This is a genomic window from Pelobium manganitolerans (genome assembly GCF_003609575.1).
GTDB lineage: Bacteria > Bacteroidota > Bacteroidia > Sphingobacteriales > Sphingobacteriaceae > Pseudopedobacter > Pseudopedobacter manganitolerans.
In genome coordinates this window covers 84,864-109,318 of sequence record NZ_MBTA01000003.1, presented here as the reverse complement: position 1 = coordinate 109,318, position 24,455 = coordinate 84,864, and the positions used below count along the sequence as shown (strand labels likewise).

The following is a 24,455-nucleotide window of genomic DNA, read 5'->3' as shown; positions in this document are numbered from 1 at the left end:
GGAGACCGATTATGGAATGCTTTTGCTAAATTTGCCCCACATCAACTCGCATCGTATGTATGAAAAATTTACTTAAAAAAACACAAGGGACTTTTTTTGCTCTTACGTTACTATTTGCGCTGATTTTGCCGGCAAGCGTTTGTGCTATGCAAATATTTGTAAAAACCTTAACAGGGAAAACAATTGCGCTGGAGGCGGAAGGCTCTGACAGCATCCAGCAAGTGAAGCAAAAGCTACAAGACAAAGAAGGCATTCCGCCAGAAAACCAGCGCCTAATATTTGCCGGAAAACTGCTGGAAGACGGAAGAACCTTGGCAGACTACAACATCCAAAAAGAAAGCACCCTACATTTGGTGCTGCCAAATTCTATCTTTTACGTAAAGCCAATTGCCAGCGGTACTGGCAACGGATTTAGCTGGGAAAATGCATCATCGGATTTACAGGCCATGATAGATTTAGCCGGCAATACCCAACAGATATGGGTTGCAGGCGGTACATACACACCCAAAAGCATCCCATCCGATATAAATTACTCAATCGGAGGGGCTCGAAATGCCTGTTTTTTGCTAAAGAATGACGCTAAAATTTACGGGGGGTTTGCAGGTACCGAAAGCAATTTAAGCGAACGCGATTTAACAAACACCGCCAATGCAAGTATATTGGACGGAAATGTGGAAATAGATGGTGAAGCTACGAACGCTTACCATGTAGTTGTTGCTGCGGGAAACAGCAACGCAGCTGTGCTAAACGGTTTCACCATCCAAAACGGCATTGCTTTGGCAAGTTTGGAAACCAATCCCGATGATTTTCCGACGTTAGGCACAGACAAGATTCTTCCTTACAGTGGCGGCGGGCTGTATCTTGCCAATTCCGCAATTTCTCTCCAAAATTTGACCATACAACACAACCATGTGAACAGTGAGGGCGCGGCAATTGCGATTGTTCCTAGTGCATCTGCAATACCGGAAAGTCCAAATCTTAGCAATGAGTTTGTTAACTTAATAATTGCTGATAACGAATCTTTTGTGGGTACCGCTGGGATTTATGCTAAAAAAACTGACTTAGTTATTAATAACGCGCTTTTTCTAAATAATTTGGCGGGAAACAATACTGTTTTATCTGCAAACGACGGTTCAAACGTTACTGTTGTGAACCTTACTGCAACACAAAATGAGGCTGATGGATCTGGCTCGACTTCAATCCTGTCTGCGGACCAGTCTTCTTTGAAAATATACAACAGCGTAATTACAAACAACACCTATACGGATAATCCCATATCAGCTATTTCATCTTCTTTAGAAATTAAGAACAGTTTGGTGTTTGGTATTGTGGCAAATGCGGGTGATGGTATTTTGGATCCCAACACAAATCCAAAATTTGCAGATCCAGCCGCAGGCGATTACCAATTGCAAGACGATAGTCCGCTAATTAACAAAGGCAACAATACTTATCTTTTGGCTAATGCAAATAAAGATTTAGCTGGGAACAACAGGGTAATAGGCGGAGTTGTCGATATTGGCGCGTATGAAAACCTAGCCGCTACCCTTCCGGTAAAACTCATCAGTTTTAAAGCATTAAAGAAAAATAATAGCGTAGCCCTGATTTGGACAAGTGCCTCAGAAAAAGACGCAAAACATTATATACTTTCTGTTTCTGCAGACGGTGTAAACTTCATGGAAGTGGGAAAAGTTCCTGCGAGAGGAAACTTGGAGGAAGTTAGCAGCTATAGTTTTAACGACAACAGCCCCGCAAATGGTATTAATTACTATCGTTTGAGTCTGTCAGATTTTGATGGAAAAACAGAGGCGTTAGCAACCGCCCCTGTTAATTTTAAAATAGACGCGTCGCAAAAAATTGTGGTGTACCCTAATCCGGTAGCAGACGTGGTAAACATTGCGATTCCCGGTTTCAACGGCAATAACTTATCCGCCAGTCTGGTTGATTTATCCGGAAAAACAGTTAGGGAAGAAAAGCTACCAAAACAAAGTGACGGCACTTGGCGTTTCGATATCGGAAACCATCAGAAAGGCATTTATCTCCTTGTTTTAAACCAAGGCGATTTTTTAGAAACCTTTAAAATATCAGTAAAATAAACAAACATATTTTTGGGTAAGAATCACTTAATTTGAACCCAATTGTTTTGAAACCATTTTTGTAATCGACATTGAAAAATCTAACTCCCGATAAAAAAAACCGCGCAGTAGCCATTTGGTTGATGGTTGGCGTGTTTATGATTATTGTACAGATTATTATAGGAGGCGTAACGCGCCTTACCGGCTCGGGCCTTTCCATTACAGAATGGGCACCAATTATGGGCGTGCTACCTCCATTAAACCATGATGCTTGGCTGGCCGCCTTTGACCAATATAAGCAGTACGGGCAGTTTAAACACCTCAACTCAGGTTTTACCTTAAGCGATTTTAAGTTCATTTTCTTTTGGGAATGGTTTCACAGACTGTGGGCGCGTAGCTTGGGCTTTGTATTCATCATCCCGTTCTTTTACTTTTTAATCAATAAATACTTTTCAAAGAAAATGATTTGGCCCTTGGTGCTTCTATTTATTTTAGGAGGTTTGCAGGGGCTCATCGGGTGGATTATGGTGCAATCTGGCCTTACCAACACCAGCATCAGCGTAAACCATATCAAACTGGCCATCCATTTTATAGCGGCGCTGGTATTGTTAGTTTACACTTTTTGGTTTGCTTTAAAACTTTTGGTGCCACAAAACCAAAGCTATCAAAACCCAAAACTGAAGGCTTTTTTAACAATTATCTTGGCTTTATTAACGGTACAGCTGATTTATGGAGGTTTTATGGCTGGCTTAAAAGCCGCACGTTTTGCGCCTACTTGGCCATCTATTAATGGCGAAGCCATCCCAACCAATTTATGGGCGCAAAACTGGGTGGACCATCCGATAAATGTGCATTTTGTGCACCGCGGTTTGGCTTATTTGTTGACATTACTAATTGTATGGGGCTTTTTCAAAATTCAAAACATCACAAAAAACAGTGCGTTAACCTGCTTAAAACAGGCATCTAGGTTGCCCTTAATATTAATATTTATCCAAGTTAGCTTAGGTGTGGCCTCGGTTTTGAGCTCGAGAACACATACAGACGGGCATTTTGGGGTGTTTGAAACTTTCGCCGCCTTCCATCAATTGGCTGGGATTTTATTGTTGCTTAGTTTAGTGTATCAGTATTATCTAGTGAAAGCAAAACAGTACGTTTAAAAGCTTGAGCATTTTTAACATTTAAAAAATCAGCGATGAAATTTGGACAAGTAAGCAACCCAGAAGATATAGATTTCAGCCTTCCGGCCGATGCAAAAGAGACCAAAGAGGTTTTACAGAAACACAAAGGCGAAAAGTTTGACGCTTCTGTAGGTTGTGCCAAATGGAACAAAACAGATTTGAAAGGGTTTTACCCAAAAGGCACCAAAGACGAGCTGGCCTATTACGGTACGCAATTTAACAGCGTGGAATTAAATGCTACTTTTTACCATAGTCCCACCCGCGAACAAGTATTGGTTTGGAAAGAGAAAACTCCCGAAAACTTTAAATTTTTTCCAAAAATAACCAATACGGTAAGTCATTATCGCCGCTTGTTGAACATAAAAGAACCGCTAGACCAATTTTGTGATGCGGTGAGCAATTTTGAAGAGCAGCTGGGCATGGTGTTTTTGCAACTGCACGATAATTTTAAACCCAAAGACTTCGATCGTCTCGAAAATTTTGTGAAGCTTTTCCCCAAAGCGCTCCCTTTAGGTGTCGAATTGCGTAATGAGGAATGGTTTACCGATGAAAAGATAGCCGACCGCATTTTTGAACTTTTCCAAAAGAACAACATCACCAACATTATTGTAGATACCGCCGGCCGACGCGATATGTTGCACATGAAATTAAGCACGCCTAAGGCATTTATCAGATACGTAGGCGCCAACCACAAAAGTGATTATACCCGTTTGGATGAATGGGTAGAGCGTATTAAACTTTGGCACAACGAAGGTTTGCAGGAGCTTGATTTCTTCGTGCATCAGAACATTGAAAAAGCTTCACCTTTGCTATCGGCGCATTTTATTAAGAAACTGAACGAGGCCTTAAAGTTAGATTTGACTATCCCGAAATTGGCAACCGACGAGCCTACACTTTTTTGACAGAAGGCCTGAGGTGGTTTGAGGCGTATGGCTTAAGGTATTAGGTGTTTGGCATCGTCAAAATCTCACGTCTTCAATCTCACCTCTCAATAAGCTATACTTTTAATATCTTTGCGCCAACATGAGCGACAATAGATACAACCAACGTGGGGTTTCGGCCGGAAAAGAGGATGTGCACAATGCCATCAAAAATATTGACAAAGGCATTTTTCCGCAAGCATTCTGCAAAATCATTCCTGATATTTTAGGTGGAGATGAGGCGTATTGCAACATTATGCATGCAGACGGCGCCGGTACAAAATCTTCTTTGGCTTATATCTATTGGAAAGAAACCGGTGATATCTCTGTATGGAAAGGCATTGCACAAGATGCTATTATCATGAATTTGGACGATTTACTGTGCGTGGGCGCCACAGACCGTATTTTGCTTTCATCTACCATTGGCAGAAATAAAAACATAATTCCGGGTGAAGTGATTGCAGAAATCATCAACGGTACCGAAGAAATTTTAGCCGAACTGCGCGAACTGGGCATCAACATTTACTCTACCGGTGGCGAAACCGCCGATGTAGGCGATTTGGTGCGGACCGTTATAGTGGACTCTACGGTAACCTGCCGGATGAAACGCGCCGATGTGATCTCTAACCATACCATCCAAGCGGGCGATGTAATCGTTGGCCTAGCATCTAGCGGACAAGCTACTTATGAGAAAGAATACAACGGTGGCATGGGCTCTAACGGGCTGACATCTGCCCGCCATGACGTTTTCGAGAAAGCTATCGCTAAAAAATTCCCAGAAAGCTTTGATCCCGCGGTGCCTTTTGAGCTGGTATTTTCTGGCCAAAAAGCACTTACAGATTTAGTGGAGGTAGAAAACGGACAAAAAATTACGGCAGGTAAACTGGTTTTGTCGCCTACCCGCACCTATGCGCCGGTTATCAAACAGATTTTAGACCAGTACCGTTCGCAAATTCACGGGATGGTGCATTGCAGTGGCGGCGCACAAACCAAAGTATTGCACTTTGTAGAAAATTTACACATCATTAAAAACAATCTGTTTCCGGTACCGCCTTTGTTTAAGTTAATTCAGGAGCAGTCTGGCACCGATTGGCAAGAGATGTACAAAGTATTTAACATGGGGCACCGTATGGAAGTTTACGTTCCTGCCCACATCGCGCAAAGCATTATTGATATTTCTAAATCTTTCGGCATAGATGCCCAAATTGTAGGGCGTGTTGAAGCGAGTGATAAAAAACAGGTAACCATCAACAGCGAATTTGGCGATTTTGTTTATTGGTAAATAATGGATGCGCTATTAGCTAACAGAAACAACAACTTTAATTTAATAAGGCTGTTAGCTTGCCTCCAAGTAATGGTTTTACATACCTACAATCTTTACGATGTAGGAGAAAACACGCTGTTCTTGGACGTATTGTGGCTATTTCCCGGTGTAATTATATTTTTTTCCATCAGTGGCTTTTTAATTGCAAAATCCTTTGATTACTCGAGTCCCAATTCATTTTGCCGAAAGCGCATATTGCGAATTTTTCCGGCATTAACAGTCAATGTTTTTGTAACCTGTTTGCTTTTACTTTACCTCGGGTATGCAACCTTAAACTCGGATCTTCTAAAATTTGTACTTGCGCAGCTTACGATTTTCCAGTTTTATACGCCCGAAAGTCTGAAAGGATTTGCGCAGGGACACCATCCCAACGGCGCCTTGTGGACTATTAGCGTTGAATTACAATTCTATGCGCTTTATTTCGCTTTCGCGCGACTGTTAAGTTGGAAAAAACGGGATCTGTTTTTCAAAAATTCACTTGTAGTTGTTTTAATTATTTTATCCTGCACCATTAACTATCTGGCTAATCGTTTCTTAGATGGCAGCACAATCACCTACAAACTCATTTTCAACTCGGTTTTTTACAATTTCAGCTTTTTTGGCGTCGGCATTTTATTTTATTTAAACTTTAGCCGCGCTAAAAAACTATTTGCCAATACCTTCTCAATATGGGCTACAGCTTTGGTGGCAATAATTTGCATGATAGTGTATACCAATACTTCAATCTCTCGTTATAGCTATAACCACCTCAGTTTCGCCTATTTATTGCTGTTAATTTTCACTGTCTTTTCTTTAGCTTTCAGCTTTAAAAACTTAAGCAACAATATTTTAGGCAAAATCGACATCTCTTATGGCACTTATATTTATCATGTAGTAATTATTCATGTATTCTACAATTCTGGTGTATCGCCAAACTATTTCCTCTTAATTTACGCCGCTTCTATCTTGTGCGGTACCTTATCCTGGTTTGGCATTGAGCAATACTTTTTGCGCAAAAAAGACAAGCTTCCGCCAATAAGTTGGAAAGCTATTTCTCCAAATAAAAAATAGGTAAAATATAAATTTCGCAGAATTATAAATTTAATTTCCTTTTTTTAGCAAAATCATTTTCATATTCTTTACAAATTGTTTTAGCTTTGCCCTCCTATGCCAAAAGTTTCATCAAAAGGAGAACAAATGCCTGCTTCCCCAATAAGGAAGCTGACGCCCTTTGCCGAAAAAGCAAAGAAAAAAGGGATTAAAGTTTATCATCTAAATATCGGGCAGCCGGATATTGAAACCCCAAAAGCGATGCTTGATGCGGTTAAAAACGCCAACATCAATGTATGGGAGTACACCGCATCTGAAGGGACCGAAAGTTACCGGACAAAACTTGCGGCCTATTACAGTAAATTAAATTACAACATCCGTCCGGAAGATATTATTGTTACCCTTGGTGGCTCGGAAGCTATTTTAATTGCCTTACGCTCTTGCTTTGATATTGACGATGAAATATTAATTCCGGAACCTTTTTACGCAAATTATAATGCTTTTGCTTGCCAAACCGATGTGGTGGTTTGCCCCATAGCATCCAGCATTGAAACAGGTTTTGCTTTGCCCTCTGTTAAAGAGTTTGAGAAATATATTAACCAGCGCACAAGGGCCATCATGATTTGCAACCCAAACAATCCTACTGGTTATCTGTACAGCCGTGAGGAAATGGAGGATTTAAAACATTTGGCTTTAAAACACGATTTGTTTATCATCGCCGATGAAGCTTATCGCGATTTTTGCTACGACGGAAAAACTTTTGTTTCGCCTATGCACTTAGATGGGATTGATGATAACGTGATTATCGTTGATACAGTTTCTAAGAGATATAGCGCTTGTGGCGCACGTTTGGGCGCTTTGATTACTAAAAACAAGGATGTGATTAGCACCGGCTTAAAATTCGCGCAAGCCCGTTTAAGCGCCGGAATGCTTGAACAGCTGGCCGGCGAAGCAGCTTTAGACACGCCCGACGAGTATTTTGAAAAGGTAAATAAAGAATACACCGAACGCCGTAACATTTTGGTTGATTCTTTAAACAAAATGGACGGTGTTTATTGCCCAATGCCGGGCGGTGCATTTTATGTGGTAGCCAGCTTGCCAGTAGACGATGCAGAGAACTTTTGTAAATGGATTTTAGACGAGTTTAGTTTTGAGAACCAAACGGTGATGATTGCACCTGCAGCCGGCTTTTATGCTACCGAAGGTAAAGGCTTAAATCAGGTGCGTTTAGCTTATGTGATTAATCAAGACAGCATAAAAAAGGCGATGATTTGCTTAGAGAAAGCCTTGCAGGAATACCCGGGGCGATTAGTTCAATAGTAGAGTTAGTTCATTGGTTCATTAGTCAATGGACGATGGTGAATGGTGAGAAAAATGTCATAAGTAAAGGATTAATCTGGCTTAGCTTTTTTAGCTTCATTAATTTTGATATTTTTGTTGCCCTGATAAAAGAACGTTTTATCAATTTAACACATCGTAGTTTCTTGAAACGTCTGGAAATACTAATGAATTATTTACATCGTTAGTAAAGTCCTAACGACTAATGAACTCAAAAAATTGGGCTCGACCGGAATAGACAGGATGGATGATGAGTGTGTAAGCATGCAGCGCAATGAAGGCTCAGCGCTCAAATATTGGTCTTCACAACATAACAGGCGAAAATAACTACGCTCTTGCTGCCTAATCTTAACCAAGTTAAGATTGCTTAGTCGCACTTAAGAAGTGCGAGCGAGATGTTTCCCGGTTGCCAAGTCTGGCGGCGACCGATATGGAAGCACGGAAATGCCGGAATAAGGAAAAGCAGGTTTCGGGCTTTTCTCGAAAACTTTAGAAACTAAGGGGTAACCGGGGTGTTTATGTCCAAGTTGCTCACGAAAACTAACCATAAAATAAGCATGTAGAAAGCACAACTGGTCCCATGTTTGGACGAGGGTTCGAATCCCTCCGGGTCCACTTAAAAATGAATTGACTTTCAATCAGTTAGACAACGTCCGGACAATTGCCCAGACAGGAAGAAAAATGTACAAACTGATTGAAAGTTATGAAGCCGGTGGCGACATCACCAAGGAGTGGTTCGTGAAATACCAATTCCTAATCCCCGACCAGCTTCGGAAACCGGGAAAAAGCGATTGGAAACGGTTTAAGATCTATAACGGTATTAACTGTCTCCACACCAAAACGGAGAGAAGGAAGAAGATGGCTATCATCAAGCAAGGTATCAGAAAACTCCTTGCCGGAGGCTTTAACCCTTTTCTCGAGTTCGACCTATGCCAAGACGCAACCTATAAAGACCGGGCTTTGTTATCCTGCATAGATACTTATCTGGAAGAAATTCGATCAAATGTAAAAGCATCTACTTATGACAAGTACAGAAGCAATCTGCTTTTGTTCAGGAAATGGCTTACCGACACTGAACAAGGTTGCACTTTAATCTACAATACAGGAAAGGAGGTTGTGCACTCCTTCCTGAAGCATCACCAGAAGGAAAGGCAATGGTCAAACAAAACCTACAATCATTACCTGAATAGTATCCACGCCTTTTTTCAGTACTACATCGACAATTTCGACAACTATGTCGAAAAGAACCCGTGCCGTACCTTAAAGAGGTTAGAGGTAACAAAAAAAGGAAACAGGCCCTTTGACAATTATGAGTTCAAGACGGTACTGGACTATCTAAAGAAGAACAGCAGTCCTTTATATGACTTCTGCCGGTTTACCTACTACTCCTGTATGAGACCTAACGCGGAAGCCAGGCTCATACAGATTTGCGATATTGATTTGGTTTCGCGCCGCATCCGGATAGGATCTGATATTACTAAAGGAAAGACTACGCAAGTAATACCTATTGACAGCTGTTTTTTAGATTTTTTAAAGGAAATCAAGATAGAGCGCTATCCTCGGCATTATTATTTATTCGGTCCTAAGGGAGTTCCGGGAGAAACACCTGTACATGAGCGATATTTCGGCGATATGTTTGCTTTGGTAAAGAAAAAACTCAAAATCCACGAGGATGTCACGCTTTATGCTTTTAAGCACACACGGGCAATACACATGGTAGAGGACGGCGAAAAACTTTTCAATGTCATCAAATTTACGCGACACAAGTCGCTAGCTAACCTTATGGATTACTTAAAGGATATGGGAGTGATAGTTGGGGAAGCAAAAGACTTTAAATCAAGAGCTATATAAAAAAAGCCGGCTATCTCACGACTGCCGGCTCCAACCTAAACCAAATATTTTTTATCTCTTATTTCTTCCTTATCCACAAATAAGCAAACAGACAGGTCAGCAAAAACAGCAAAGCTCCTGAAATTGTTAGCCAAAGCTTATCGCTTTTAAGTTTTTTAATTGTCTGCTCATGCTCTGTTATCTTCAATTTTGCGCCATTTAAAAGATAAACAGCCGAACTGTCCACTCTGATTATCGTGTCGGGTGTACAGATTAAAGAGGGCGGACACTGGATATATTTTGTTTTTGTTATATAAATAGTGTCCCGTGTGTAGCCTTTTACGAAAACAGTGTCGCCGGGAACTTCAATTATTTTTCCGGGAATAGTATCTATCCGTCCCGGCTTGAAAGTCTCAATGGGCGGAAAATTTTCCATGCAGTCTTTTGCCAGTACTTCCGGGTGGTTTCGGATGTATTTCTGGTAGCCTTTTTTGCCGGAGCAGCCGGAAAAAGAAATAGCGCACGCTATCATAAACAGCCACATCAGCACTATAAATAACACGCTGGCCGTTGTCGGTTTTTTGTCGAAAATAATATTCATGACTGATAAGGTTTTAATCTGCTTAGCCAAGATGTTAGAAACTGCTTTTGACTGCCAATGGCAATACTTCTATAATAAGTTTCCCGTTTTTCGTTGTAAGCTTCGTATGTGGTTTTGCAGTTTTTTGAATTAGTTGCATCGAGTGTAAATCTTCCGACAATGCCGTCTACATTTAGGCCGCCCACAACTTCCTGAAGAAACTTCGCCGCCCTGCCTTTGCCGGAATTAACCCCGAAGTCGTACACAGTATTTGCCAACTGCTGGCAGTTGATTTCGCCGAGCCTATTAAGTTCCCAGAAGTTTACACGGTAAAACTCTTTCACCAACTCTTTTACCGGCTGTGTTTCCACGCGCGCGCTGGCGTTTACCCATTCGGCAAGGCTGAGCTTGGTTCTGCCTTTAGCCTTGGCGCTCGCATAATCTTTTTTATACTGGTCTATGTATTTCCATCCTAACCATCTGCCCCAAAAATTTCTAGCAATTCCCGCGTAAGTTTCACCTCCGCGGTCTGCTGGGTTATTCGCATAACCGCCCTCGTTTAGACCGGTTAATTTATCTGCTATTTCAAATTTTGCCACACCTATTTTTTTTCTGTTAAAAACTTAACCAGCTCGGCAATGAAAGTCAATCCCCCATATCCGCCTAACCCAACAAATCCGATAGCTATCCACTTCCATTTGTTAATTAGGTCTTCAATAATTTCTACCCTGTTTTCCACGTTTTCTAAGCGAGACTTATACCCGCCTTTTTCGTGGAATTTTGAACCCATAATAGCGGTATAAATCTCATCTACTTTTTTGCCAAGGTCGTCGACTTTCTGTTCCAAGTTCATTTCGATTTTATTGCGTTAATCCCTTGCGTTAGCTTCAAATTTCGCTACCATCTTAGCGACAAACTGGTCGAAGAACAGCCCCACGCCAACGGCGCTAAGCATAACGTCTATGCCGGGCGTATCTAGGAAAGTACCGGCAAAGCGGAACACCACAAAGCATATCAAAAAGTTAGTTAAGAGCCTTTGGGCGTTATCCCTTATCAAAAACCAAAAATTGAATTTGTAAGGGGTGTTGATGCTTGTTTTATCTCTTTTGAGCGATGAAATCCGAAGTCCGATAATTGCGCCGATTAAAGCAAAAAGCATTGTGCTGGCGTAATAAGCCAAGCTAAGACCGCCTAGGGTGTTAGCTGTAAATTCTGTTATGAAGTTTTGCATTGTTATATTTTTTTAGTCTGTGAAAATCCTGCGGTACGTAAAGCTGTAATTAAGGGTGTTTACCACGCCGGTCTCGACCGGATAAAATTCTACCAAAGCCCCGGTTCTGTCGCCGTCCCCTAAATAGTTAAAATCCTTTATGAATACCGCTGATGCTGCGGTACTAGAGCCGGCCGCATGGTCGGTAGAACCGAAACCGTTAAGGTCATAATCTCTGCAATCCATGCTTAATTGGGGGTAAATTTTGAATTGGCATATTGTACCAGACGCTGCCGGTACAACTTCGGCGCTGCCGTAAACTGTTATCAAATCGCCATTCCTTACCCATCTGTGAGTTAATCCCGTGACGCTTGTACAATTAGCTTCGTTAACTAAGGTAGGCGTCCACTCCCCTGTTGTAGCGCCCCCCGCCGAACTTACAGCGTTGTCAACATATTCTTTAGTAGCCGCATCAGTTGCATTATTTGGTGATGCCACATTTGTTATGTTGTGACCATTCATTGTTGCATTTGAATTTGATGTCCATCCGTTTCCAAAATAGGCGCTGCCCTCTATATTTACATCGTCATAAAATTCAGCTACTGCTTCCTTTAAGACTAGTGCTTCATTACCTGTATTGTCTTTAAACACTAAATTTGAATAGCCAGAACCTTCAAATGCTCCTATATTCCATTTTGTTGAGGTAGTGCCGAAATTTACTGTGCCGCTAACAGTAGCGTTACCTGTTACGTTTAAACTGCTTGTTGCTTCGATAGTGGGGGCGTAAACTTTTGTAGCGGAGTAGATGTCGTTTTCTGCGCGGAATTTTTTGCCATTATACACGCGTACCCATTCGGTGTCGTACATATAAATTCCGCCCTCATAGTCCTGATTGTACCAGCCAGTACTGCCGGCTGAACGGAACCAGTTGCTTGAATAATAAGTATCTGCGTAAGTACTGCCGTTAATAAATAATTTGTGACCCTGTGTGTCGGTTATGCCTATACCTACGTTGCCATTATTAAGAATAGACATTGATAAGTTAGAACCCGAGCCATAAAAATCTAATCGAGGCGCATTTCTATTAACTATCTCGGCGTTAGTTCCATAAAAGTTTAATTGATTGCCCCGTATTGCTGTTGACCCAGCCACATCTAATTTATATTCGGGTGAAGTTGTGCCGATACCTACGTCGCCGTTAGCAAGTAAGTTTAAAATGTTGTAATTAGCGCTAGCATCGGTGCCTATGCTAAAATTATTTGCCCCAACATCACCAACGTTGTTGCCTAAATACCAGTTTAATATGCCCGATTTACTAAGACTTATAAAAGGATTAGAATTGGACACATTTAGCTCTCCACCCAATCTAATTCTACCCGTGGCTCTACTTATATCTAAAGCATTACTTAAATAATTGCCGGCATCATCGTATCTAAAAATACTGAAATCAGTGCCGGCATTAGCTCCTGTTTCAGAAACATTATCTCCCCCAAATGCCCATCTGGCTACTCCGCTTTTATTAACAGCAAATAGTTTATAATCAGTGTTATTGTCTATTACCACTTTGTTGGTGGTAATAAGTGGATTCGTAGTTGATGTCCCCCTATCCGTAACACCCTGCAAATCATAACCCCCAGATGATGGTAAACTTAAAGTGTTTTTTAATCCCGCCAGATTTGTAGGTTGCCACTTGCCGATTGAATTATTATAAGTCATAAACCAGCTGTTATCTGAATTAGTAGCACTCCAATCAAACTTCTGGTCTACCCATTTAGTTGCACTGTTTGCACTCCCACTTATATTAATCCCCCAAGTACCTGTTGCGTTTGAGCCGTTTGCATTTGCTTTGCCATCCAAAGCAGTCTGTGTTGCAGTGCTAACCGGTTTAGCTAAATCGCTTGTATTATCTACATTACCTAGACCAACATCCGATTTATTAAGCGTAACAGCTCCCACCTTACCCGCTACACTTGTGACGTTGTTATTGTTGCTTACCTTATCCCATGTCGTGCCGTTGCTTATAATCCAATCGCCAACCTCAAAATCTAGCCCTTGTTGCGTACCTGCTGAATTTATAACGTAGTACCATCCTTTATGTCCGCTAGCAGTAGGTAAACTTGGTGTGTTGCTAGATGCAGAGTAGTTGCCTTGGTAGTTCACAGAACCTAAAATAGCATCTGGCAATTGGCTTGTAGGGATTTTAGCCGAACCGTCCAAAGAAGCGTAGCCGTTAGCAATACCTTTGTTGGACTTGGCTTCTTTGTAAGTATTGAGGTCATTGATAGCGCCATATACGCTCTCACCATTATAATTAATGTTGTCGGCATCTAAAATAACATCCCCTGTTTGAGAGTTTACGGAAGTCACGGGCGCAGTTGAAGAAGTTACATACCCTGCCCCATTAGCCAGCTGATTGTTATTTGTCGGAATACCGCTAACGATAACCGCCTGTATGCTGTCCACTTGCGCCTTGGTGTAAGCTCCGGCGCTTCCCCCGCTTGCTCCTACAAGAACCCACTTATCATTTGTGATACCGCCTTGTAATTGATAGGTCTGCTTGGTGCTTGTGATATAAGCCAATAAGCCGTCCACCCTTAGAAATGTAGCAATGTTGTCACGTTCGGTTAAGTTAGCAGGATATTGCGTTGCGCCTCTTACAAATTGGTATTGCATAGCCGCATAATTTCCCGTTGGCTGAACGTCACCCGTTGGGGCGATTTGAACTTGCGCTTTAGCTTTAATTACGATTAAGCCGTAAAGCATTAAGAAAAGTAAAATGTGTTTTTTCATACTGTTTTTAATTAAGATTTTAATTTGCCACTACCGGATAACCACTTGTGGTCTGTGCGTTGTTGGTGTAATAAATATTATAGTTCTGCGTGTAGCCGGATGCGTTAGTAAACGCCCGGGTTATCTTTGTCATGGAGGCTAAACTTGGGAAGCCGTTAATGCTCAATCCAGCCAAATCGCCAAAGCTTGCCGGATAGGCGTAAACAAAATACTTGTTAGATGCGCTTCCGGTGGTGTAGCTCATTGCTCTGCTTGTTGTAAATCCGTAAGCCAGCCCCCTAATAGTTGCATCGCTTGAGCTGTTGCCTATACCGCTAACGTCACTTATAAAACCCCTGTACGATTGTGGCAAATAAGTAAATGTTGTTGTCGCGCTAGCTGATTTGCCGTCTGTTGTGGTAACTGTGTTGCTAAAGCTCTGGTTTGTGTTGTAAGTGATTGTAACGGCTTGTGTTCCGCTAACAGTACCCGGAGCGCTCGGCTGTGTAAACGTCTGTAAATTACCACTTACCATGATAGCATATAAAGGCTCTGTTGCAGCCTGTCTGCCGGCCGTCCAATTTAGTGTTACGGTCTGCGTGCCTGCCGCTCGTAGCTCCATTGTGCTACCTCCTGAAATGCTGGCCGTAGGTACCTGGCTCGGATAAAAGACCGCATTAAGCCAGGCCACTATATCATTGGTATTTGGGTTTTGCCCTGTTGCAATACTTCCTGTAATAGCTCTTTTGCCGTTAAAATTACGCGCAGTAATAGAGCCATCTAAGTTGATTTTTGCGGACGGTTTACGGCCGATGGCAATAGAATCAACCGTTATTACCTGTTGCTGCGGATATACGTATATGTATAATAAAACGAAAAAAGATAGAGAGATTAATTTTTTCATGCCCTAAAAAATAATTTCAATTGTTGCCCCAGGATCTATCCCGTAAAGCCCTGTTAATATTTTTGTCTGTTTATTGAATTGTGTCTGCCAGTTTCCGGTAACATTATCAACATATACGGTAGGCTTAGGGTTTGCCGGTATATCAATATCGGATAAATCCAGATCTCCGTTCGCATCCACGTCCGCACCTGATTTGGTTACCTCTACCGCGTCACCGCCTCCGCCCACCTTTAACCAATTATCCGATATTGACGGATCGGTGTTATTACCGTCTTCCAAGCTTTTATAAAGCTTCCCGTCCTTTTCAACAAATTCATCTTTTTTATAAACCCTGTCATCCCGCCAAACCGAAAGCGTAGAGGATGAGTTTTTAAGTACGTATTTGCCGTCGCCCACCTGTTGTACCGTTAAGCTAAGGCCTTCAACATTCTCTGCTAAAACCCTGAAAGTCTCCTCAGATATTGATTTTACCTTGCCATATTGGTCAACTTCTACAGTAAGCAATTTTCCGGAGCCATAGGTCCCGGCTTGCACTCCTGTAGCACCTACCCGTTCATCGTTCGTTCCAACTGCTATCGGGTTCAAGACGTTAGCCGGAGCTTTTGACAGCTTTACCACACCTAGCACTTGTGCAGAAGCTAAACTGGTCTGTACTTCACCAAAGTAATCAAATAAAGCCTGTAGCGTTATCTTTTTTGTGATATCGCCTTGTACCAAAACAAGTATCTCGGCGCCTGTTAGCGCATCGGATGCCGGGTTCTCGGTAATTTTTCGGCCTTGGATAGGAAATGAATTAAAAACAGCCATTATCTTCTCCTATTTGTTACTCCGGAAATTCTTGCCGACGACTTGATGTTGTTAGTGCGCGCTTTACAACCCATTCTCCATAACGGATAGTCACTCCGTTTTTGATCTAAATACATTGTCACGTCAGCCCAGTGACTCAACGCCATGCTCCTAGCATCTTGATGCCTTTTGATTATCATGTTTGCGCTAGCCGGATCTGAAAACTCTGTCTTTTTAACCACGAAACCACCGTTCGTGTGCTTCATGTTGTCATTCATCAAAAGCCGGGCATAAGAAAAATATGAAAGTACGGTTGCCAAGCCGGAAAACCGGACCGAATGTCCTTGAGCTGTTAAATATTCACCGCCCTTCAAAAGCTTCAGATACAACTCTTCTTCAGGAGTAGAAATATAATCAGGATCCTCTTTCTTTTTATTATAATAATCAGAAATCAACATCAGCATATGATAGAAAAACTCAACCCCCATAAGCTCTTTTAACTCGACCTGTTGTGCTTCGGAAATATACGGATCCAACCGGTCCACATCATCGACCGATTCAGCGATTGCCCGAATGTCCCTGATATTATCGACTGTTATTAATAACTCCATTGTTGAAAGAAATTTCTGTTATCGAATAATTGTCCGCCTTAGGCACCGGAACAAAAGAAGCTCTGTGGCACAGCTCTCTTAAAGTTTCTTCCATTAAAATCCTTTCCCTTACAGTTTGCAGGTTATAAAAGTTGACTGCGTCAGCTATCTCCGTACCAGTACCGAGTTTTCCCGGGACCAGCTGGTTCAAAAGAACAGGCGGTATCCCGAAACCTTCAATTATACTCTCCTTGGTGGTCTGATTGGTGTTTTTGAATTTCTCGTCCGCATCAGTGCTCGGCATAGGTTTCAATTCCGGCACTTCGTTTTCGTCCTCTACCTCTACCAGCATAATCTGTGTTGATTTTTTAGCGCCCTGAAAAGTTTTGAGATCCTGTTTGAATTCTTCTTTTTCAGTTTCGCTTTCAAACTTGCCTTTCTGCACAAAAAGCATGTGGTCCAAAAATCCCGACCGAACCGAATTGTTTCTAAAAGTTTGGATCTGCGCGTCAGTGTCCACGTCCTCCAGTACAGCGTCACACGTTGCTAAAGGATATTCAAAACCATCAGCTGAATACCAAAACACCTGCCCCTTCCATTTTGAAAACCCTCCGGCTTTTTCAATCTGCTTTTCGATTTCCTCGGCATCCGGATTGTAAAGATCATACCATATGATATCGTCTTTCTTGATCTGTCGGCGGCGGCGTTTAGCCCAGTCGTCATAAACAGCAATCATCCCCTGTCTCTCTTCATTCTCTTCAGATGGCAATCTGCAATCTTCGAAATTTATGATATTGAATTCGCAGGGTTCATAAAGCAAATTATAATTGATCTGCACAGCAAAACCTTGGAACATCGCTAAATCTTTTGCGAATTTCCTCAACAATTTATCCATAGTCAGCCGTTTACGGTTGACTATGGATTTGTAAAAAACCGGATCGGCAAATCCTTGGCCCTCTATGAATTTGGCGTATCTGTCCCAGCATTTTGAAGCGGTGCCTGAAGCTGCTATCATTTCTCTTACCCGGGTAGGGTAAGCATTATCCACATCATAATTGACAATACCGTAACTTGTATTTTCCTTATAGAGGATGCGCGGTTCAATATCTGCCAAATAAACCTTCATAGATTATTACTGCTCTTCGATTTTAACTTTATCTCCAACCTTAAAACCTTGTTCCGCTAACTCCGGATTATCGTCCAGGTCTTGCTGAGTAAGTACCTTTGTATGTTCTGTGCCTTTTTTCAGCTCTGCCTTACGCTCAAGCGCTGCTTTGACAACGGTAGCTCGCTGGTCATCTCCGGTGATTTCGTCAACTTCTTTTTCTGAAGCCGCTTCTTTGATTTTAGCGATAAGCACATCTGCTCTTTCCGGCTTCGGATTACCCTTAGATTTTTCTTCCGAAGGGATAACCGCAAAACTTGATTTAAGTGCCGGACGGTCTTTCAATAACTTAGCTGCGATTTCGTCTGTAAGATTGTCGTTAGTGTAAACTTCCGGACCTCCAAAGATTGATACCTGGTACCCCTCTTTGAGAATGTATTTTTTTTCTGACATGGGTATAAAAGATTTTGGTCTGTTTAAGATTTTCATTAGCCTGAAGAAAGCCTGCTCATGGCATGGCCCGCATCCTTCAGCATAAGTCTCGTTGAATACATCCTGATATACGGATTTTAAAAGCGCGATACCTTCCGGTGTTTTTGCCGCGACCTGTATCCGGTTCTGCTCAACGAATTTTATTTTTTCTAAAAGCTCAATAGTCATTAGCTATGATAATTAGTTGAAGAAAAAAGGGCGGACAATTAATTGAACCGCCCCAACTAACCATATGTACCAAAAAGATTAAGTTGCTGAAATCAGAGCTTCTAAAGCGCTTTTTGTTGCGGCATAAGAATATACTGCCGGCAGTGGTTGTCCCTCACCGTCATCTCCGGGAGAAGCGGTTACCGCAAATGTTGCCGGGAGGTGAGATTCCCTTGCCGTATCTTCCTGCCCGAAGTTGATATCGTAACCTCCTTCCAGATCGGCATTCACAATATCTCTTTCGTTCTTGATCAAGATCCCTCCGCGGTCTAGGAAATAAACCTCGAAGATAGAATCACCTACTTGGTGGTTGTTTTCCACGATAACCAAAAACTTACCATACCCGGCTTTCTCTAGTTCCGTTTTAAGCTCCGAAGTATTGGCCATCAACGGCACACCAACTATTTGCTCATAGCTGTTTTTGTACTTTTTGCGTTGTAGCTTTGCCGAGGCAATTACGGAATTAGGCGGGCCCTCCCATAAAAACCCTTTTGTTGCCCCTTTCATCGTAATGCCTCTAAGCACTTGGGGATTGGCGACATCTCTGGTAAGCGTGTCTATATCTTCATGATTGAATACATAAACGGCGTCTTTTGCGCCGCCCGTCATTGGAGCAGCGCAATCAAACGCTTGGTTCTTTGTAATTTTACCACATATACTCATCTTTACCCTCCCTTCTTAGTAAGCAAACATTAAACGGAAATCCTCAACTATTACAGCATCAGCTTTGTATCCGCCTTTGATGTTCGAGGTCTCCGTCATCTTGTCGTAGAACACATCGAAATCACCATAGGCTTGGTCTTCATCAAAACCGATCTGCATATTGTTTTTGCTCACAGCAAGTGCTCTGTGGGGCAAATTCCACTTCGTGCCGTTGTCCTGATCTGCCTGAATCGTTCTGTCCCAGATATCGTAGATGAATACCTTTTTACCCAGCACCATGATAGACTCGATACCGGACTCTTCACGGTGATAAACAGTCTCCAATTTATCGTTGTTCAAACGCTCTTTGGCGTACTGATCAGCCAGCGAACGGGTTGCCAAGATTTCAAAATTTGGATCATTCCTGAAACGGATATCAGCGTTCCAGATCAGATTTTGCAGAATCTTGGTAGCTACACGGTTAGTAGTGTCATTGTCGTCAAAGGTCTGCGCTGCATAAGAAGCACCGGCGTTTTTTGCGATAGTCACACGTTGTTTGGAATTCGCCGCAACGATAGCAAAAGCCTGTTTGAAGAAACCGTTAAGATGGTCGTAGTCGGTTAAATCTACGCTGGCGCTGAACACACCGCCGTCCGCAATCTTTTTAGCAGCTGTGTCTGAGAAGTAAACGATACGCAGTATATCCTCAGCTGCAGCCTGAGATACTTCTTCAACCAGCCATTGAGAAAAAATCTCGGTCACGGTTAAATCCGGATACTCTTTCCCTTTCTTTTTGTAGTACACCATAAAGGTGGCGTCGAATTGGTTGTGGCATTCGGAAAGCCAGATCTTAAGTTGTACCGGATTCCAGAATTTCTCCGACATTGGAATGTTCTTGGTCACCTTGCCGAGACCGCATCCAGGATCCTTTTTAGTAATTTTTGAAAGATGGCCGAAGATGGCAATCTGTTGCTTAGCAACAATATCCTCAACGATCAGGTGGTTTTGGTCTAAAACCGGATTAGCGTATAATTCTTCGAAAATACACTCAGCAAACTCACGGACTTCCTGTCCGTTGAAAGTTAAATCAGCAGGATTGATAACAGCCATTATTCGTTCCCTCCTTTCTTAACAGGTCTGATGAATTTTGAAGACTGAGATGCCTTCTTAGCGAACTTCTCCTTGCCGTGGGCTTTAGGAGTGTGCGTGCCTTTAATTTTTGCCAGCCGCGTAGAAAAGTCTTTCAAAGCATTTACAGCTGTTGTGTTTTCAGCTTTCAACGCTCTGTTCTCTTCCTCTAACGCCTGAACTCTAGCCTGCAGCTCCTCGGTCGTCTCTTCTTCTGAAGCATCAACGATTTCAGCTACGCTACCGTCAGCTACGGTGATGGTATTGCCAGCCTCGGTTACGTAATCGCCATCTTCCACAGCCTCTGTTAATGCTTCATCAACAAATACTGCCGTGCCTACAGCTAGGTCGCCATCGTGATAGATAACAGCTCCGTTATCCAACATAGTGGACTGAACTGTGACTTCTCCGCTTTCCTCCTCAGCGAAAACCGCTTTGATTTTAGCCAGAATACTCTTCAAGGGACTGGTATTCCTTGGCTCTGGTCTTACTGTTTTTTTTGCCATTTTGATTTTTAATTTTTGATTTTTATTAGACTTACTTAGATAAGCAACTGCTTTTAACGGCTCTACGATTTCCGTTACAAACCCCAGCTCCAAAGCTTCTTCAGCTGTCAGATAGGTTTCCTCCTCCATTTTTTCCGATATTACTTCCCGATCTCCTCCAGTTGCCTTTGCGTAAAGGTTCAGCATCCGTTCATCAGACTCACGGATGACCTCGGCCATGTGCTCATAATCATCTGCGTTGAAACTGTCCATCTGAAATGGATCTGCCCAGGCATTATGAATCATGAATTCTGAATTGGCATTGATTTTACGGACACTACCTGCCAGAGCTATAACCGTAGCAATGGAAGCACAAAGCCCCTCAATCTGGGTAATGATTGTTTTACCGGAATTAACTAGGGTATCATAGATTGCAAACCCTTCTGTAACATCGCCTCCACGGGAATGGATATGAACAATTACTTCCTCAGCTTCAGGATTGTTGTTTATAACTTCTGCTACTCTTCTGAGTGAGCACATTCCATAATCATCAGCATCCTTTCCTTGATAATTGAAAATCTCTCCGTAAATGTAGATGTGGATTTGTTTAGCCATTTAATTTATACATATATGTATATTTCAAAATTGACGAAAAACTCCCTTATTAATTTCCGCGTAATTACGGACTAACTAACAGGTGTTTTCATGATTTTAATCGCCTTGTAAATTGTTGTTTTTTTAACTCGGAATTTCTCCTCCGTATCCGTTACGGCTTGAGTACGGCTCTGGCCGCATTGGATTCTGGCATCTATGTAGAGATATATTTCTTTATACATCTGCATATTCGTCCCTATCAGCCCGGTTTTGCAAAGCTTAGCAAGCGTTAACCCGTTCGCTTCTAGATTTAGAAGTACGTCTATCAGTCTCATCAGTAGCTCACCCTTTCATCTACATTTGCCTGCACTGCCTGTGCCGAGTTGACATCCGCTACGTTTACCCATATCTCAGGGAAATCTTTTATCAGTGAACTGCTTACCGCATCACCGATAGCGTTCGCGTCAGATACAGGTGTGTTGTAGGCCGCTGCATAACCACCGTCATATACACCTCCGGTAGCGAATGCGTTGGAATAATTGGGAGATGAAAACGATACACCTCCACCGGCCACGTTTATTGCAGACAATAGTGGTCTAAACATAGCGGTGCTTTTTGCATTTATCACAGCTTCGCCGTTTGATAACCTAGCGCTGATCGAATCGCTAGTACCGGTGCCAGGACCGAAAGCCATACCGCCAGTGCTAAAAGATTTGACACTGAAGGACGGGATTGCAACCTCCTTTGTCTCATTTATTTTCCTGATGCTAGCAAGCCCGGAAGCAACAGCGGCGGCCGCTGCAATACCGCCTAGAACAGGCCCGACAATTGGAATGCCCGCCATAGCTTTATACGCCGCTGTTGCTGATTGATAGGTGTCAATTGTTGTCTGCGTTGTAGCCGCTGCTTTCCCTAACTTGCTCTCTTTGCCGAATATCTGCGCCATATTGCCCGCCGCGCCCGAGGCGATGGATAATTTAGTGTTTGCTTTTTCCGCATCCAGCGCTTTCTGCTGTTCGGCATACTTCGCTGTAATAAGCGTTAGATCCTGACCCAACTTTTCGGCAGCTTCCACCTCCATCTGATACTGAAGGTTCAATTGCTCCTGCCGGGCCGCTAATTTTGAAATAGGATCACCGGCATTTATAACGGATGCTTCGGCTAAATCTAGCTGGTGTTGTTTTTCGCGCTCCAACTCAAACTGCCTGTATTCTTCTTTAGCCTGTTGCTCTTCAAAAGCATAACGTTCTTTTATAGCTGCTTTTTGTGTTTCAGTAAGTTCGGTATCCGCAAGCTCGTTATCTCGTTGAGCGGATAGAATTTCTAACCGCTTAGACAATTTTGCAGACTCGTCCGTATCAATACCTACAAGCTCCTGATTAAGCCTCTGGATTTGAAGCTCCCTTGACTGCTTATCGTACTCATTTTGTTTTTCCAACTCGGCTTTATGCCGCTTCTCCCTTATCTGTGCAAGTTCGGAAGCTTCGAGTTCAGCTATTTTCTTTAACTGTTGCAAATTTCCGTTAGCTTGTTCCCGGAGTTCCTTAAATTTTTTAGCATGATCGGCTATATCCTGATCATATTGCGACTTAAGCTTTTGATTGAGTTCGAATTCCATATCGGCAAGCTTTTTATTCAATGCCTTTGACGCTTCCTCTCGTTTTTTTGCTTCATCCTGTTGTTTTTTTACCGCTTCATCGGATTTTTTCTTAGCATCTTCAGCCTTCTTCTGTTCTTCGTCCGCTACCCACTTATTGTATCTTGCAACTTCTACCTGCCGTTTGCTCTGAAACGATCTGAATTCTTTCATTTCATCATCGCTAAGTTTGACACCCGCGGCCATCTGTGCCCTCCGGGCATTCAGCTCATTGTCTATCTGTTTCAGCGTGAGTTTATGAATCTCAGTCTGCTTATCTCCTTTAGCCCCCAGCAAATCAATCTGATATTGCAAGCCTTCGTTGGTGCGTCCTACTGAGTTCCGCAGTGAATTGGCCGCTTTCTGAGCTTCTGTGTCCACAATACCCAAATACTCTCCAACTTTCTTCAGTCCCTGCCATAAAAGTGTTATCGGAAGGATTGAAATCTCGATGGAGGTTTTTAGCGCCTTATTTCTATCTAAGAAACCAGTAACCGCGTTCTTTACGTCGGTAAAATTTGAAATTAGAAGACCCAACAATATCAATAAAGCTCCGATACCGGTAGAAGCCAAGGCAATTCGAAATAACTTCATAGCTCCGGTCGACTGGCCCACCACTAGATTATAGGCCGTCGTAACGGGGATCAATGCTTTTGTTGCCGCCAACTGCGCTAAAGACCAGTAGACAGTACTGGCTTTTGCGATAGCCTTTGCGTTTGTGGCTAATGTATTTGCTATAGCTACTTTCGTGAGTATTTCTTCTATCTTAGCCTCATCAGCTCCGATAACAGTCAGTGCAGAGCCTAGCGCAATAGTTCCACCAATGGTATCATTTAAATCATCCATTGCTTTTTTACGGGAATTCTTCGGCTCTTTGTCCCCGAACTCATCGATTTTGCCCTCTGCACGCTGTAGCGTAGTTTCCAGCTCAAGAAGCTTGTCATTATATTTTTCAACCTCTTCGAGCGGCACTGTTAATTTTGCGTCTTTTAACGCCGAGATCGTAGCCTTTATTTCTGAGATAGAGCCAGGCACAACGTCCGCCTTATGGATCAGTTCATCCAGTTGCCCCTGCATTACTTTGATTGCACCGGCTGCTGCCTGAAATTCTGCACTACCGAAATCAGCATTCTCGGTAGTTACGGTAAGCTGTTTGATTTTTTGCGTTATTTCTACGATCTGCGACGGATAATTACCAACGTTCCTCCGGAAATTACCGACCGCCTGTTCCTGCTCCTTAAGTTTAGCGGTAATATCGGCCGTAGCCTGCTGAATCCTTTTGCCTTCTTCAGAATTTTGTCGTCCTGCCTCAGAAAGGCTTTTGTACTCTGAAGTTAGCACGGACAGTTCAGCCTGAAGCTGTGATAAGCTCCTGAAGCTTTCATCGGCGCCTTCTTGCAGGGCTTTCTCAAAATTGGTAGCGTTCCTCTGGGCCTCCCTGTATTCGTCTTTTAACAGTTTAAGATTGGCTACATTATTCTGATATTCAAGGCTCGCCTCCTGACCGGCGGCTTTAAGTTCTTTCTGCCTAGCGGTTAAATCGCTTATCTGCTTCTGGGTATCTGCCGCTTCTTGCAAGAAATCAGCTTTATTAATCCCCAGCTCCAGTAGTATGGTTTTTTTTACGTCTGCCATA

The 24,455-nt window shown here is 42.6% G+C and carries 21 protein-coding genes and 1 other RNA gene; 8 read left to right on the top strand and 14 right to left on the bottom strand.

The genetic code is table 11. From position 1 onward, the window contains the following. The first annotated feature begins 59 nt into the window (after positions 1 to 59). The 8 genes from BCY91_RS03685 (at position 60) to BCY91_RS17465 (ending at position 9,712) form a co-directional block, all read left to right on the top strand. A complete protein-coding gene (locus BCY91_RS03685; protein ID WP_120180674.1) occupies positions 60 to 2,093 on the top strand; it encodes a ubiquitin-like protein in 2,034 nt (677 codons plus the stop codon). 71 nt (positions 2,094 to 2,164) lie between these two features. Beyond that, positions 2,165 to 3,229: a COX15/CtaA family protein gene (locus tag BCY91_RS03680; RefSeq protein ID WP_245988995.1), complete on the top strand. Its 1,065-nt coding sequence runs from the start codon at positions 2,165 to 2,167 to the stop codon at positions 3,227 to 3,229. 35 nt (positions 3,230 to 3,264) lie between these two features. Continuing rightward, entirely contained in the window at positions 3,265 to 4,152 is an 888-nt protein-coding gene (locus tag BCY91_RS03675; protein WP_120180673.1) for a DUF72 domain-containing protein, read from the top strand. Between the two features lie 121 nt (positions 4,153 to 4,273). Next, positions 4,274 to 5,452: an AIR synthase related protein gene (locus BCY91_RS03670; RefSeq protein ID WP_120180672.1), complete on the top strand. Its 1,179-nt coding sequence runs from the start codon at positions 4,274 to 4,276 to the stop codon at positions 5,450 to 5,452. A gap of 3 nt (positions 5,453 to 5,455) precedes the next feature. Then, the gene (locus BCY91_RS03665; RefSeq protein ID WP_120180671.1) at positions 5,456 to 6,544 is read left to right on the top strand and encodes an acyltransferase family protein; all 1,089 of its coding nucleotides are present in this window, start codon (positions 5,456 to 5,458) and stop codon (positions 6,542 to 6,544) included. A 96-nt stretch (positions 6,545 to 6,640) separates the two neighbouring features. Beyond that, complete coding sequence (locus BCY91_RS03660; protein WP_120180670.1) at positions 6,641 to 7,843, top strand: pyridoxal phosphate-dependent aminotransferase; 1,203 nt, start codon at positions 6,641 to 6,643, stop codon at positions 7,841 to 7,843. 239 nt (positions 7,844 to 8,082) lie between these two features. Beyond that, positions 8,083 to 8,479: a transfer-messenger RNA gene (ssrA, locus tag BCY91_RS03655) on the top strand. Between the two features lie 63 nt (positions 8,480 to 8,542). Further along, on the top strand, positions 8,543 to 9,712 hold the full coding sequence (locus BCY91_RS17465) for a tyrosine-type recombinase/integrase (RefSeq protein WP_147387904.1): 1,170 nt from the start codon (positions 8,543 to 8,545) through the stop codon (positions 9,710 to 9,712). A 58-nt stretch (positions 9,713 to 9,770) separates the two neighbouring features. Here the strand turns inward: BCY91_RS17465 and BCY91_RS03645 are convergent, their stop codons facing one another. From BCY91_RS03645 to BCY91_RS03575, 14 genes are all read right to left on the bottom strand, one after another. Beyond that, positions 9,771 to 10,292, bottom strand: coding sequence for a hypothetical protein (locus BCY91_RS03645; RefSeq protein WP_120180669.1), 522 nt, complete (start codon positions 10,290 to 10,292; stop codon positions 9,771 to 9,773). Beyond that, positions 10,289 to 10,870, bottom strand: a complete 582-nt coding sequence (locus tag BCY91_RS03640) for a glycoside hydrolase family 108 protein (RefSeq protein ID WP_120180668.1) — start codon at positions 10,868 to 10,870, stop codon at positions 10,289 to 10,291. Before BCY91_RS03640 ends, BCY91_RS03645 begins: the two co-directional genes overlap by 4 nt. Before the next feature lie 2 nt (positions 10,871 to 10,872). Further along, on the bottom strand, positions 10,873 to 11,124 hold the full coding sequence (locus BCY91_RS03635; protein ID WP_120180667.1) for a hypothetical protein: 252 nt from the start codon (positions 11,122 to 11,124) through the stop codon (positions 10,873 to 10,875). A 15-nt stretch (positions 11,125 to 11,139) separates the two neighbouring features. Next, the gene (locus BCY91_RS03630) at positions 11,140 to 11,502 is read right to left on the bottom strand and encodes a hypothetical protein (RefSeq protein ID WP_120180666.1); all 363 of its coding nucleotides are present in this window, start codon (positions 11,500 to 11,502) and stop codon (positions 11,140 to 11,142) included. A gap of 12 nt (positions 11,503 to 11,514) precedes the next feature. Then, positions 11,515 to 14,271, bottom strand: a complete 2,757-nt coding sequence (locus BCY91_RS03625; RefSeq protein ID WP_120180665.1) for a hypothetical protein — start codon at positions 14,269 to 14,271, stop codon at positions 11,515 to 11,517. Between the two features lie 19 nt (positions 14,272 to 14,290). Further along, positions 14,291 to 15,154, bottom strand: coding sequence for a hypothetical protein (locus BCY91_RS03620; RefSeq protein WP_120180664.1), 864 nt, complete (start codon positions 15,152 to 15,154; stop codon positions 14,291 to 14,293). Between the two features lie 3 nt (positions 15,155 to 15,157). Then, positions 15,158 to 15,961 carry a hypothetical protein gene (locus BCY91_RS03615; RefSeq protein ID WP_120180663.1) on the bottom strand — a complete coding sequence of 268 codons (804 nt, stop codon included), beginning with the start codon at positions 15,959 to 15,961 and terminating at the stop codon, positions 15,158 to 15,160. Further along, positions 15,961 to 16,551, bottom strand: coding sequence for a DUF6712 family protein (locus BCY91_RS03610; RefSeq protein ID WP_120180662.1), 591 nt, complete (start codon positions 16,549 to 16,551; stop codon positions 15,961 to 15,963). Before BCY91_RS03610 ends, BCY91_RS03615 begins: the two co-directional genes overlap by 1 nt. Continuing rightward, positions 16,526 to 17,644, bottom strand: a complete 1,119-nt coding sequence (locus tag BCY91_RS03605) for a phage portal family protein (RefSeq protein WP_147387902.1) — start codon at positions 17,642 to 17,644, stop codon at positions 16,526 to 16,528. The genes BCY91_RS03610 and BCY91_RS03605 overlap by 26 nt, the downstream gene beginning before the upstream one ends. An 18-nt stretch (positions 17,645 to 17,662) precedes the next feature. Beyond that, positions 17,663 to 18,295 (bottom strand): hypothetical protein, encoded by a 633-nt coding sequence (locus BCY91_RS03600; RefSeq protein WP_120180660.1) that lies wholly within the window; start codon positions 18,293 to 18,295, stop codon positions 17,663 to 17,665. A 78-nt stretch (positions 18,296 to 18,373) separates the two neighbouring features. Continuing rightward, positions 18,374 to 18,997: a hypothetical protein gene (locus tag BCY91_RS03595; protein WP_147387901.1), complete on the bottom strand. Its 624-nt coding sequence runs from the start codon at positions 18,995 to 18,997 to the stop codon at positions 18,374 to 18,376. Between the two features lie 15 nt (positions 18,998 to 19,012). After that, positions 19,013 to 20,086, bottom strand: coding sequence for a hypothetical protein (locus BCY91_RS03590; RefSeq protein WP_120180658.1), 1,074 nt, complete (start codon positions 20,084 to 20,086; stop codon positions 19,013 to 19,015). After that, on the bottom strand, positions 20,086 to 21,204 hold the full coding sequence (locus BCY91_RS03585; RefSeq protein ID WP_120180657.1) for a head maturation protease, ClpP-related: 1,119 nt from the start codon (positions 21,202 to 21,204) through the stop codon (positions 20,086 to 20,088). The genes BCY91_RS03590 and BCY91_RS03585 overlap by 1 nt, the downstream gene beginning before the upstream one ends. A gap of 313 nt (positions 21,205 to 21,517) precedes the next feature. Then, positions 21,518 to 24,454 (bottom strand): coiled-coil domain-containing protein, encoded by a 2,937-nt coding sequence (locus tag BCY91_RS03575; RefSeq protein WP_120180655.1) that lies wholly within the window; start codon positions 24,452 to 24,454, stop codon positions 21,518 to 21,520. Between the last annotated feature and the right edge of the window lies 1 nt (position 24,455).